The organism is Klebsiella sp. 10-1 (assembly GCF_009758445.1).
Classification (GTDB): Bacteria; Pseudomonadota; Gammaproteobacteria; order Enterobacterales; family Enterobacteriaceae; genus Klebsiella; species Klebsiella scottii.
The window spans coordinates 17,782-29,136 of record NZ_WQRE01000010.1; the positions used below are offsets into that span (position 1 = coordinate 17,782).

12 protein-coding genes and 1 riboswitch are annotated in these 11,355 nt (G+C 57.4%); of the genes, 1 reads left to right on the plus strand and 11 read right to left on the minus strand.

Annotation, left to right across the window (positions count from 1 at the left end; translation table 11 throughout):
- Nucleotides 1-22: 22 nt before the first annotated feature.
- The 8 genes from GO007_RS25470 to GO007_RS25505 form a co-directional block, all read right to left on the minus strand.
- Nucleotides 23-835 carry a shikimate 5-dehydrogenase gene (locus tag GO007_RS25470; protein ID WP_095104824.1) on the minus strand — a complete coding sequence of 271 codons (813 nt, stop codon included), beginning with the start codon at nucleotides 833-835 and terminating at the stop codon, nucleotides 23-25.
- Nucleotides 828-2,057 carry an L-sorbose 1-phosphate reductase gene (sorE, locus tag GO007_RS25475; protein WP_095104826.1) on the minus strand — a complete coding sequence of 410 codons (1,230 nt, stop codon included), beginning with the start codon at nucleotides 2,055-2,057 and terminating at the stop codon, nucleotides 828-830. The genes GO007_RS25470 and sorE overlap by 8 nt, the downstream gene beginning before the upstream one ends.
- A gap of 76 nt (nucleotides 2,058-2,133) precedes the next feature.
- Nucleotides 2,134-2,958 (minus strand): PTS system mannose/fructose/sorbose family transporter subunit IID, encoded by an 825-nt coding sequence (locus GO007_RS25480; RefSeq protein ID WP_041143571.1) that lies wholly within the window; start codon nucleotides 2,956-2,958, stop codon nucleotides 2,134-2,136.
- Nucleotides 2,959-2,969: 11 nt separating this feature from the next.
- Entirely contained in the window at nucleotides 2,970-3,767 is a 798-nt protein-coding gene (locus GO007_RS25485) for a PTS mannose/fructose/sorbose transporter subunit IIC (RefSeq protein ID WP_095104828.1), read from the minus strand.
- Between the two features lie 137 nt (nucleotides 3,768-3,904).
- A complete protein-coding gene (locus GO007_RS25490) occupies nucleotides 3,905-4,399 on the minus strand; it encodes a PTS sugar transporter subunit IIB (RefSeq protein WP_041143573.1) in 495 nt (164 codons plus the stop codon).
- Nucleotides 4,399-4,806 (minus strand): mannose/fructose/sorbose PTS transporter subunit IIA, encoded by a 408-nt coding sequence (locus tag GO007_RS25495; RefSeq protein WP_095104830.1) that lies wholly within the window; start codon nucleotides 4,804-4,806, stop codon nucleotides 4,399-4,401. The genes GO007_RS25490 and GO007_RS25495 overlap by 1 nt, the downstream gene beginning before the upstream one ends.
- A gap of 9 nt (nucleotides 4,807-4,815) precedes the next feature.
- The gene (locus GO007_RS25500; protein ID WP_095104985.1) at nucleotides 4,816-5,619 is read right to left on the minus strand and encodes an SDR family oxidoreductase; all 804 of its coding nucleotides are present in this window, start codon (nucleotides 5,617-5,619) and stop codon (nucleotides 4,816-4,818) included.
- A gap of 69 nt (nucleotides 5,620-5,688) precedes the next feature.
- The gene (locus tag GO007_RS25505; RefSeq protein WP_095104846.1) at nucleotides 5,689-6,642 is read right to left on the minus strand and encodes a sugar-binding transcriptional regulator; all 954 of its coding nucleotides are present in this window, start codon (nucleotides 6,640-6,642) and stop codon (nucleotides 5,689-5,691) included.
- A 468-nt stretch (nucleotides 6,643-7,110) separates the two neighbouring features.
- Here GO007_RS25505 and rluF point away from each other — a divergent pair, with 468 nt between their 5' ends.
- Nucleotides 7,111-7,980 (plus strand): 23S rRNA pseudouridine(2604) synthase RluF, encoded by an 870-nt coding sequence (gene rluF, locus GO007_RS25510; protein WP_095104848.1) that lies wholly within the window; start codon nucleotides 7,111-7,113, stop codon nucleotides 7,978-7,980.
- On the opposite strand, the gene GO007_RS25515 is transcribed toward rluF, so the two are convergent.
- The 3 genes from GO007_RS25515 to lysC form a co-directional block, all read right to left on the minus strand.
- Nucleotides 7,977-8,249: a YjbD family protein gene (locus GO007_RS25515; RefSeq protein WP_041143578.1), complete on the minus strand. Its 273-nt coding sequence runs from the start codon at nucleotides 8,247-8,249 to the stop codon at nucleotides 7,977-7,979. The two genes, rluF and GO007_RS25515, sit on opposite strands and share 4 nt — an antisense overlap.
- Nucleotides 8,250-8,394: 145 nt before the next feature.
- Nucleotides 8,395-9,318: a ketopantoate/pantoate/pantothenate transporter PanS gene (panS, locus tag GO007_RS25520; RefSeq protein WP_095104850.1), complete on the minus strand. Its 924-nt coding sequence runs from the start codon at nucleotides 9,316-9,318 to the stop codon at nucleotides 8,395-8,397.
- Between the two features lie 144 nt (nucleotides 9,319-9,462).
- On the minus strand, nucleotides 9,463-10,812 hold the full coding sequence (gene lysC, locus GO007_RS25525) for a lysine-sensitive aspartokinase 3 (protein ID WP_095104852.1): 1,350 nt from the start codon (nucleotides 10,810-10,812) through the stop codon (nucleotides 9,463-9,465).
- 173 nt (nucleotides 10,813-10,985) lie between these two features.
- A riboswitch (Lysine riboswitch) is annotated at nucleotides 10,986-11,218 on the minus strand.
- Nucleotides 11,219-11,355 lie beyond the last annotated feature (137 nt).

Below are 11,355 nucleotides of genomic sequence, written 5' to 3' on the forward strand. Positions count from 1 at the left end.
TATCTCCGGGCGCCGCTGGCGTTTAGCCCGCGCGGGCAAACGCTGCCGCTTCTCTGACCAGCTCCTCGTCCGGGCGTACGCCGGTGTACAGCGCAAACTGCTCGACCGCCTGCAGGGCGATCACTTCCGCTCCGCTGATGGTGCGTTTTTCCAGCCGCTGCGCCAGGCGGATCAGCGGCGTTTCCGGCGGTAGGGCCACTACGTCGAATACCACGTCGGCACCTTCAACCATGTCCTGGCTGAAGGCCAGCGTTTCGCCGTACTCCCCGCCCGCCATGCCGAGAGGGGTCACGTTGACCAGAATATCCGCCGCTATTCCCTCAGGCTGCGGCTGCCACTGGAAGCCGTACTGTTTTGCCAGCGCCAGGCCGCTATCGCGATTGCGGGCAGCGATAATGACATCGCGGAAGCCAGCATCGCGAAACGCGGCGATGACCGCCTTCGCCATGCCGCCGCTGCCCTGAATCATCACCTTCGCCGTGCGCGCCAGCTGGTGGCTGTCGATCAGGCTTTTCACCGCGATATAGTCGGTGTTGAGGCCGGTCAGCCTGCCGCTATCGTTGACGATGGTATTGACTGAATCAATCACCTTTGCTGAAGGGTCGATAGCGTCGAGAAACGGCATGCAGCTCTCTTTAAACGGCATGGATACCGCGCAGCCGCGAATGCCCAACGCCCGAACGCCTTTTACCGCCGCCGCAATATCCTGCGTCGTAAAGGCCTTGTAGATGTAGTTCAGCCCCAGCTTTTCATACAGATAGTTATGAAAACGGGTACCGAAGTTACCCGGGCGGCTGGCCAGCGACATGCAGAGCTGAGTATCGCGATTAATCATGGGTAATATCCTCCGCATGGGCCAGCAGATACTGTTCGGCTTCGCCGGACCAGATCCCGTGATGGCGCTCCATAATTGCCGCCAGCTCCGGATCGGCAATGCTGCCCAGCGGGGTCAGCGGAATAGATTTCCCGGTATAAACCAGCTTCTTGCCGCCGCCGACGGCCGGTAAATCGAGGGTGGTTTCGCCCGCCGCATTGAGCCCAAGAATATGGGTCACCACTTTCGCGGCCTGCACCTTTTTCGCCTGCATCAGCGCAACGGCGGCGCGCATATCGTCAGTGTTGCCTCCCGAGGTGCCGACGTAGTGGGTAAAGGCGTAGTGGACGTCGTAAAAGTTAACCGGCGCGCTAAATTGTTTATCCTGCGGGCCGGCGAAGAAGTTCAGGCAGCCGTCGGGGGCCAGCAGCGAGGAGGCCATAGTGATGAGCTGCTCATTCGGCACGAAAACGAAAATATCGTCAAACCCGTGGCCGCCGGTCAGCGCCATCAGCGTCTCCCGGCTGGCGTCACGGCCGTCCAGGTAGTGGATCAGGGTTTGCGGCTCTGAAGGATAGTGCCGGCGGGCGTAGCTCAGCTTGGGTTTATTGGTGTCGGTGACCACCAGCAGAGAGGGGTTGATCGGGCCGTGCAGAGCATAGTCAATGGCCAGCAGGCCCATCGGACCGGTGCCGCCGAGGATCAGCGTGCGCCCCTGCGGACGGATGCCCATCGTATGGTTATAGGTGCCTTCCTGCAGGTGATAGTTGGCGTTGAAGGCGCCGATAACGCAGGACAGCGGCTCAACCAGCGAGCCTTCAAACCAGGTATCGCCCTCCCAGGAGAGCAGGCAGTCCTGCGTCATCACCTCATCGGGGATCACCACGTGGGTAGCTTCGCCGCCGATCCACTGGAAGGAGTAGCCGGGGCAATCCGGGCGATCCGGCAGCTGCAGGTTGGCCTGGATGACGTAGCGCTGGCCGGCGTGAAATTTATGCTGCCACTTTTTGCCGACCGCGAGGATTTCGCCGCAGAACTCATGGCCGATGATGATCGGATTGACCGCAACATCGTCCGGGACCTTTTTGTGGTCCTCGCCCTGATTGGCCTCTTTCCATGAGGAGAGACACAGGCTGTCGGTGACCACCCGGGCGAGAATCTCATCATCCGCAATGGCCGGGAGTTCGAAGGTTTCCAGGCGCAGATCGCGTTTGCCATAAAGACGTAGAGCCGTAGTTTTCATATTTACCACCTCATCCCCTTTATCTTACGGGGTCAGTTTATTGAAGACGCCCCGACGGCAGCGCCGGGGCGAAAGATCAGGACAGGAAGCCCAGCGCGTTACCGATAATCCCCAGGCCAAACAGGGCGAAGATCAGCCAGACCGGGTTCACCTTCTTATTGAGCAGGCGCACCATCAGCAGGGTCAGCCCCAGCGCCAGCAGGCCCGGGCAAAGCTGGTCGAGGATGTTCTGTACGGTCATGGTGACGGTGGCGCCGTCAGCGCCCGGGGTTTGGGAAACCACCAGCGGCACGTTGATGGTGGTCCACTTCGTCACCAGCACGCCCATTACAAACAGGCCGAGGATTGAGGCGCCCTCGGTGAGTTTTTGCAGCAGGTTGCCGCCCATATCGCTGACGATATTGACCCCTTTACGGAAGCCAAGCTGCAGGCCGTACCACTTCATAGCCAGACGTACCGCGTTGAAAATAAAGAAGAACAGCAGCGGACCAAGAATATTGCCGGAGAGCGCCAGCGAGGCGCCGAGCGCGGCGGTAATCGGACGCAGGGTTCCCCAGACCAGCGGATCGCCGACCCCGGCCAGCGGACCCATCAGCCCGACCTTGATGCCGTTAATCGCGCCGTCGTCAATCGCCGCGCCGTTGGCGCGCGCCTCTTCCATCGCGGCGGTGACGCCCAGCACCGGGCCGCAAACCGCGGGTGTGGTATTGAAGAACACCAGGTGACGCTTGAGGGCCGCAACCTGATCCTCCTTCAGCGGGTACAGGCGTTTGATCGCCGGGATCATGTCGTAGCAAAATCCCAGGCCATGAATACGTTCGAAGTTAAAAGAGGCCTGCTGCAGGTTGGAGCGCAGAAACATGCTAACCAGGTCGCCTTGCGTGAGTTTTTTCTGTTCCATGGTCTGCTCCATCAGTCGTCAAGTTGGTCAAGGGCGGTGGAAGAGGCGGCGGTAGCCTGGGGTTCAGGCTTGCGCCACTGCGGATTGAGCTGGATATAGATCAGCGCGATGATGACCCCCACGCCGCCGAAGGCCAGCAGGCTAAAGTTGAGGTAACCGCCGGCGAGAAAGCCGAGGAAAAAGAAGGGCATCAGATATTTCACGCCCATCATGCGCAGGACCATGGCGTAGCCGACCACGACGATAAAACCGCCGGCAATTTGCAGGCCGCGGGTAACGAACTCTGGAATGGCATTCAGCATGCTGCTAACCATATCGGCGCTGACGAACATCGACACCACCAGCGCCGGAATGGCGACGCGTAATGCCTGAACGCCAAGCGCCGAGACGTGCAGCAGATCGATGGTGCGAAAGCGGGCCTCTTCGGCGGCTTTATCCGCCGCGTGCTGGAAGACCACCGTAATAGTGCGGGCAAAGACGGTCAGCACCTGTCCTGCTGCGGCAACCGGCAGCGCGATGGCGATACCGGTCGCGATGCTTTGATGGCCGACGATGACTAAAATGGCCGAAATGATGCTGGCTAAGGCTGAATCCGGAGACTGCGCCGCGCCGACGTTCATCCAGCCGAGGGCGATCAGCTCCAGCGTGCCCCCGAGCATAATTCCGGTTTTTAAATCACCGAGAATCAGACCAATCACCGTACAGGCGATTAACGGGCGGTGCGTCTGGAATTCATCCAGCACGCTGCCCATTCCGGCAATACAGGAGAAAATAAATATGGCTATTATTTGTAGGGTACTAATTTCCATAATTATAACCTTTAAAGTGTAGGGAACCCTGCCTGTTACGGCACTTATACCAGTCACATCGTTATTTATGCTGTCGGTGATTTATTTAGTGTTCGCCGCGATGCTTCCGCCATGACCGGGTATTAAAACAGGCGTTCTTATTCTGTAACGGACTGCTGAGCAAGTTTGTCGAGAATATTAATTGATGGATCGGAAGCCACTACGCGTAAATCCAGAATAACGCCGAGCTGGTCCAGCTGGCGAAATGCGTCAATATCCGTTTGATCTAATGAAACGGCTTTGGTTAGCTGTTTCTTCCCCGGTCTCCAGGCCATGCCGCCGATATTTAGCGTGGCTATTTTGACCCCCTGCTGCACCATAGTTAAAACGTCTTGCGGATTGGTAAATAAATAAAAAACGGATTCATTTTGATATTGCGGATTATGATAAACGGCAACCGCTTTTTCGAGATTAACGACGTTAACCTTCATTCCCGGAGGCGCGGCCTGGCGGAGTAAGGTCCGGCGTACCTCATCGTTATAAACATCGTCGTTGCAGATAATAATGCGCTGGGCATTGGCCACTTTGGACCAGACGGTCGTCACCTGGCCGTGGATCAGCCGGTCATCGATGCGGGCGAGCGTAATGTTCATCAGAAATCCTCCTCAACGGTTTGTGGGAGCCGCCAGACCACGCAGCACTGGCTGGCAACTGCGCTCAAATGGTCGCACAGGGCGTCGGCGCTCATGGTCTGCTGGTTATCCACCAGCTCCAGCGCCAGCGGCAGAGAGAGGCCGCTGATCACCCGCAGCAGCGGGTTTTTCATCGCCAGCCCGGCGGCGGCATTCCACGGGCTGCCGCATTGTAAATCGACGGCAATCAGCCACTCATCAGTACTGTGGGTGCTTACTAACTTTTCCAGCTTAGCGGCGATATCGCCGGCATTTTCCCCGGGGACAAACTCCACGGCGCTGACGTTGACGTCGCCATAGACCATGCGGACGGAATCCAGCATGGCGCAGGCAAGCTGGCCGTGGGCGCAGAAAATAGCGTTGACCATACGATCTCCTTAACCGCGGGTTTTACCGCCAGCAATGTTAGTGGTTACTCCGGTTATATAGCTCGCACGCTCTGAAAGCAGGTAGCAAACGTAGTCCGCAACCTCGCTCAGACGCCCGGAGCGGCCGATGGGAATCGAGTTTTTGCTGTAGCCCTCGCGCAGCTGTTCAACGGTGATGCCGCGCGTCCAGGCCAGCGCTTCTTCATACTCCGGCGTGCGCAGCCCGGTTTTTTCCAGAATGCCCGGCGCGACGCCCACCACGCGGATACCGTGTTTTCCCAGCTCTTTCGACCATGAACGGGTGAAGCTATTCAGCGCCGCCTTGGTGGCCGCATAGCAGCTCTGGCCCTCAGAGCCTTCCAGCCCGCTTTCTGACGAGACGTTAACAATCACCCCCTCGCGCTGTTTCACCATCTGCCGGGCTACCGCCTGCGACATTAAAAAGACGCCTTTTTGGTTAATGTTGACCATTTTCTCAAAAGCCGCTTCATTCAGCTCATAGCGGCCGGCGGGCGCCTTTTCATCAACTAACAGCCGGGGAAAGTTAACCCCGGCGTTATTCACCAGGCCGTCAATACGTCCGCAGCGCTGAATAATCTGCTCGACGCTGTGATTCACTTCGCTGGCGCTGGAAATATCGGTCGGCCAGAACGTATAATTTTCACTATCATGATATTTGTCGCCGCCGTGAATATCTGCCATGTGCACGTTGGCGCCTTGTTTAATTAATTCATCGACAATAGCCAGCCCGATCCCGGAGGCGCCACCGGTGACAATAACTATTTTATCTTTGAGGTTTAACCATGTTTTCATCATCGTAGTCTCGTTATTTAGATAAAGGGAGTCCGCGCAGCACAGGCTGCGTGAATAGATATTCTTATTTTATTTCAGTAATAACTCAGCCGTTTCTCTGTTAGTGACCAGGCAATTAATGTAGCCGCCGTTCAGGGCGCCGACGATCCCGCTATATTTTTCCTCGCCGATGGCGATGCCCACGGAATAGCGCGCGTGCTTCAGTTTGGCGATATCAATAGAGAGGGTTTTTTCGTTCATATTGGTTTCAACGACGCCGCCGTTGATATCGTAAAAACGCGAGCAAATATCGCCGGCGACGTGACGGGCGTTGAGATCGTCGCTCTCTTCGCTGCCGTAAAACGCATGCCAGTTAGCGCCGTCGCGGATCGCCGGTGAACCGATGCCCACCAGCGCAATATCCAGATTGTCCCAGTAGGACGAGATGGTCTGAAAGTGCCTGGACTGCATGATACCGTTACGGATCAGGGTATTTTCCAGCAGCGCCGGGAAGTCGGCGAGATGCGACTCGGCCTTCAGCTTCGCCGCCGCGCTATAGGTCAAGGTGTTGACGTGGTAGCGGCTCTCCAGCTTACCGGAGGGGCCGCCGATAATCGGTACGCAGATCGCCTGCCGCGACTGGCTGGCCTGCGGCAGCGTTTCTACCAGCGCCCGCACCGCGCGTCCCCAGGAAAAGCCGATGATATCGCCGGGCTCCAGCAGCCGATCGACCAGCTGAGCGCCGTGTTGCCCGATGGTATTGAGCTGGTCCTCTTCCTGCGCCGAGCTACAGGAAGCCACCACCGCTTCTTTAAGGGCAAATTTTTGCTTCAGCTGCTGCTCCAGCCACAGATTTTCGTTGTAGTCATAGTTGATGGCGATAGTGACGATACCCTGCTCGCGGCCGCGTTTTAGCAGACGGCTAATCGTGGTGCGGTAAATCCCCAGCTCGCGGGCAATCTGCGCCTGGGTCATGTCCTGCTCATAATAGAGCTGGGCAATTTTCACGATTAAGCGGATGTCGTCGCTATTTTCGGTGGTCATCTGCGGGCTCCTGCACATTTGTGCAAATCACGTTATTGCTGCCTTGATCTGATATAACCCTATCAACGGCCGACCACAAAGCAATTTTCGCCCATTTCATTACGATATGTCGGGCGTTTATATTGCACATTTGATTATCAGCCCGTCGGCGGCTGGCACCTTTGTGCTGGATTGCCTAATCGCTTGATTCTGCTTATTTTCGCTGGGCAAAGTTGCAGGCGGTTCCGTAGGACACTTTTGTGTAGAAAGACGCGGCAGATCACATTTAGCGGCAGCGCGCCGGCGCGTGATTATTTTCGATTGCTCGCCGGCTGAGGTATATTTCTCGTTTTAAACATACAAGCATTCAAGTTTTATCAAGGCGGCAAGAGAACGAACTCCCGGCAGCATAGAAATCTATGTGGCTGGGATGAGTGAGCGTAGCCAACACGGAGACAACTTGAAGGATGAAGTGTTTCAGGAGACGTTATGCTGCCCGACTCATCAACCCGACTCAATAAATACATCAGTGAAAGCGGAATTTGCTCGCGTCGCGAGGCGGATCGCTACATTGAACAAGGTAACGTTTTCCTCAACGGCAAGCGCGCCACCATTGGCGATCGGGTCGTCCCAGGCGATGTGGTGAAGGTCAACGGTCAGTCGATCGAGCCGCGTGAAGCGGAGGACCTGGTGTTTATCGCGCTGAATAAACCGGTGGGGATCGTCAGCACCACCGAGGACAGCGAACGCGACAACATCGTCGATTTTGTGAACCATAGCAAACGCGTTTTCCCTATCGGCCGGCTGGATAAGGACTCTCAGGGGCTGATCTTTCTGACCAATCATGGCGATCTGGTGAATAAGATCCTGCGCGCCGGAAACGATCACGAAAAAGAGTACCTGGTGACCGTCGATAAGCCGGTTACCGACGAGTTCGTGCGCGTGCTGGGGGCGGGCGTACCGATCCTCGGCACGGTGACGAAGAAGTGCAAAGTGAAAAAAGAAGCGCCGTTCGTCTTCCGCATTACCCTGGTTCAGGGGCTTAACCGGCAGATTCGCCGGATGTGCGAACATTTTGGCTATGAGGTGACTAAGCTTGAGCGCACGCGGATTATGAATATTGGCCTGTCGGGATTACCCCTCGGCGAGTGGCGCGATCTGACGGATGATGAGCTGGTTGCGCTATTTAAGCTGATCGAGAATTCGTCCTCTGAGGCCAAACCGAAGGCGAAAGCGAAGCCGAAAACGGCGAGCATCAAGCGCCCGGTGGTGAACGTGGAAAAGAACAGCGAGAAAGGACGCCCGGCGGCAAACGGGAAACGTTTTAACCAGCCGGGACGTAAAAAGAAAGGGCGTTAGCGCCTGCCGCGCGTCGGCGTGCTTGCCGACCAGGAGAATGACGCGTCGCTGTCGGGTTTATAGGCCTGCTTTTTCTTTAACTGGCGGGCCTTTTTTGCTTCAGCTTCGCGCAGCACCATCAGCTTATCGATGTACTCTTTTTTTACGGCGTTGGTTTCTGCGTTGGTCAGCAGACGGCCGTGCGCGATTCTCGCCCGGTCAAGCAGCGTTTTTAGCTCGCGCTGCTCGCGCTCGGTCATGTCTTGTTGCGTAATGCGGGGAAGTGCCATAGTAGAACCCTCAGTCAGCCGATAATTCAGTGTACGGCAATACGGGGTCGACTGACAGTCTGGTTACCGCGCTAAGCGCTGAGAGGGCGGGAAAACGCCCGGCCAGGCACGGTGAGCGGCCTGGCCGGGCGACGAAGGCGTGGCGCTACTCCTCTTTCCTCTCCGTCGGCTTAGCGGACCAGTAGCCGGCCAGCAGCGATCCGGAAAGGTTGTGCCAGACCGAGAACAGCGCGCCGGGCAGGGCGGCAAGAGGACCGAAGTAGATTTTCCCCAGCGCCGCCGCCAGTCCGGAGTTTTGCATCCCTACCTCAATGGCCAGCGTGCGGCAGGTCGACTCATCAAAACCAAACAGCCGTCCGCCCCAGTAGCCGCCGAGCAGCCCGATGGCGTTATGCAGGATCACCGCAACAATCACCACCAGGCCAACGGAGGCAATGTGCGAAGCGGAGCCGGCCACCACGGCGCTGATGATCGCCAGAATGCAGAGCATGGAAAACGCGGGCAGGAAAGGCTCGACCGCCTTCACCACCTTCGGCAGCAGATGATGAATGAAAAGCCCCAGCGCAATCGGGATAACCACGATTTGCAGGATGCTGAGCAGCATGCCCGCGACGTCGACCTGAATATGCGCATCGACGTACAGACGCGTCAGCAGCGGCGTCGCCACCACGCCAACCAGCGTAGAGACGGAAGAGATGGTGACCGAGAGCGCCACATCACCTTTCGCCAGGTAGATCATTACGTTAGATGCCGTACCGCTGGCAACGCTGCCCACCAGCACCATCCCGGCCGACAGCTCCGGCGGCATGCGGAAAAGCAGCGCCAGCGCCCAGGCGGCGAGCGGCATCACCAGGTAATGCAGGAAAATCCCCGCCGCAACCGGCGCCGGGCGCGACAGCACGCGCTTAAAATCTTCCAGCTTCAGGTGCACGCCCATCCCGAACATGATGAGCATCAGCAGGGTGGTGACCCAGGGGCCGATGGGGGTAAAGGTGGCCGGCGTGTAATAGGCCAGAACGGAGAGCAGCAGCGCCCAGAGCGGGAACAGCCGTGTCAGCATAGCGAGCATGTTGGTTTCCTTGCAATTGGCTCGTCATCTTCCAGGCTGGCTGCGCCTGCTGCCCGAACGATTGCGAGTAGGTTGTGTTGATATAGTTATAAAAAAGCCGGGTTCGAGCCCGGCTATAGGTAATATTTATCGCGTGGAGGAATATTATTCAAACAAATTATGATGCAGCTTCTGCACGACCTTCTCAGCATCTACGCCCGGCACCAGGAAACAGAGGTTATGGCTGGATGCGCCGTAGCAGATCATGCGAATGTTGAACGGCTCCAGTACGCCGAAGACCTCTTTGCCGACGCCGCAGGCTCTCGATAGATCGTTGCCGATCAGCGCGACCAGCGCCAGATCCTGCTCCACTTCTACGCGGCACAGGGAGGAGAGCTCGGTCAGCAGCGCCTGGGTGAGCAGCGTATCGGTGGCTGAGGTTGAGCCGGTGGTATCCATAGTCAGGGCAACGCTGACTTCTGACGTGGTGATCAGATCCACGGAGATATTATGGCGCGCCAGAATGCCGAACACTTCGGCCAGGAAGCCGCGGGAGTGCAGCATATTCAGGCTGTGCAGGGTCAGCAGCGTCTGCCGACGGCGCAGCGCCAGCGCGCGGAACAGCGGTGGGTGTTCGGTTTTATTGCACACCAGCGTGCCGCCGGCTTTCGGTTCTTTACTGGAGCCGACGAAGACCGGAATATCGCTACGCACTGCGGGAAGCAGCGTGGCCGGATGCAGCACCTTAGCGCCAAACGTCGCCATCTCGGCGGCTTCGGCAAAGGCGATAACGTCGATCCGTTTTGCCGCCGGGGCAACGCGCGGGTCGGTGGTGTAGATGCCCGGGACATCGGTCCAGATATCGACGCGGCTGGCGTTGAGGGCTTCACCCAACAGGGCGGCGGTGTAATCACTGCCTCCGCGGCCGAGGGTGGTGGTGCGGCCTTTCGCTTCGCTGCCGATAAAGCCCTGGGTGACCACCAGACCTTCGGCAAGGCGCGGCGTCAGCTGCAGCTGGGTTAGCTCTGCCAGGGCGGCGACATCGGGCTCGGCGCGGCCGAAGCGATCGCTGGTGCGCATCACTTTACGGACGTCAAACCACTGGGCGGCAATGCCGCGTTCGCGAAGGATTTCGACGAACAGCAGGGTGGACATCAGTTCGCCGTGGCTGACCAGCTCATCGGTCAGCGCCGTCGAGCTTGCCAGCGCGGCGGCTTCCGCCAGGGTGGTGATGTTCTCCAGCAGGCGCTCGATCTCTTCGCGAATCACGTTGGGATAGCGCAGGCGTTCAAGAATATTGAACTGAATCTGGCGCAGCGCTTCGAGCTTATCGAAACGCTCGGTGGGTTCCAGCCCGTCAGCTAACGCGACCAGAAGATTGGTTACACCCGCAGAGGCAGACAGCACCACTACACGAGTGTTTTCATCAATCAACGCAACGTCAACGCTGCGATTCATGGCATCGAAATCGGCAACGCTGGTGCCGCCAAATTTGGCTACAACTAAATCTGTCATAACAACCTCGTGTCAGGGGGGCCTGACTTATTAAAACGATTCCTGATTGGGTTTGGGCTGGACACAACCTAACAGTAATAAAATGTCTTAATAAGCCAGGCCAAATTATTCAGCCATGGCACAAGGGAAGAGCGAAAAACAGGGTGGGCGCAGAGAGATAAACAGCTACGATGTCACCCAGAAGTGCTCCACCTTGTAGACCCGTTCCCCGACCTTTTACGTCAGTTCCTGAGTATGAAACGCCCGACTGCGAACGTTTCTGGTGACAACCCAGGGGATTCAGCCCCTGTGGCCGGTGATGAACGTACCAGACGCTCTTTCACCTCGGCGTTGCTCCCCCTCACGTATTTTCCCCGGACTGGTTCCTCCAATACGGTTACCTGGGCAACGCACCTCTTCTGGCAATTACCGACGTCTTTCACTTTGCCTGGGAGCGCTGGTCATGATAGCCCCTGCAAAACCCTTTCGCTGTAGCGTGAAATGCGCGAGCAATACATACCTGGTTATACGCAGGTAGTGCAGCTATATAAAGGCTTCGGAGGG

What these genes read in the sequence shown, in the direction of transcription:
- GO007_RS25470 (WP_095104824.1), bottom strand. Translation starts at nt 835, where the DNA reads ATGATTAATCGCGATACTCAGCTCTGCATGTCGCTGGCCAGCCGCCCG.
- sorE (WP_095104826.1), bottom strand. Translation starts at nt 2,057, where the DNA reads ATGAAAACTACGGCTCTACGTCTTTATGGCAAACGCGATCTGCGCCTG.
- GO007_RS25480 (WP_041143571.1), bottom strand. Translation starts at nt 2,958, where the DNA reads ATGGAACAGAAAAAACTCACGCAAGGCGACCTGGTTAGCATGTTTCTG.
- GO007_RS25485 (WP_095104828.1), bottom strand. Translation starts at nt 3,767, where the DNA reads ATGGAAATTAGTACCCTACAAATAATAGCCATATTTATTTTCTCCTGT.
- GO007_RS25490 (WP_041143573.1), bottom strand. Translation starts at nt 4,399, where the DNA reads ATGAACATTACGCTCGCCCGCATCGATGACCGGCTGATCCACGGCCAG.
- GO007_RS25495 (WP_095104830.1), bottom strand. Translation starts at nt 4,806, where the DNA reads ATGGTCAACGCTATTTTCTGCGCCCACGGCCAGCTTGCCTGCGCCATG.
- GO007_RS25500 (WP_095104985.1), bottom strand. Translation starts at nt 5,619, where the DNA reads ATGAAAACATGGTTAAACCTCAAAGATAAAATAGTTATTGTCACCGGT.
- GO007_RS25505 (WP_095104846.1), bottom strand. Translation starts at nt 6,642, where the DNA reads ATGACCACCGAAAATAGCGACGACATCCGCTTAATCGTGAAAATTGCC.
- rluF (WP_095104848.1), top strand. Translation starts at nt 7,111, where the DNA reads ATGCTGCCCGACTCATCAACCCGACTCAATAAATACATCAGTGAAAGC.
- GO007_RS25515 (WP_041143578.1), bottom strand. Translation starts at nt 8,249, where the DNA reads ATGGCACTTCCCCGCATTACGCAACAAGACATGACCGAGCGCGAGCAG.
- panS (WP_095104850.1), bottom strand. Translation starts at nt 9,318, where the DNA reads ATGCTCGCTATGCTGACACGGCTGTTCCCGCTCTGGGCGCTGCTGCTC.
- lysC (WP_095104852.1), bottom strand. Translation starts at nt 10,812, where the DNA reads ATGACAGATTTAGTTGTAGCCAAATTTGGCGGCACCAGCGTTGCCGAT.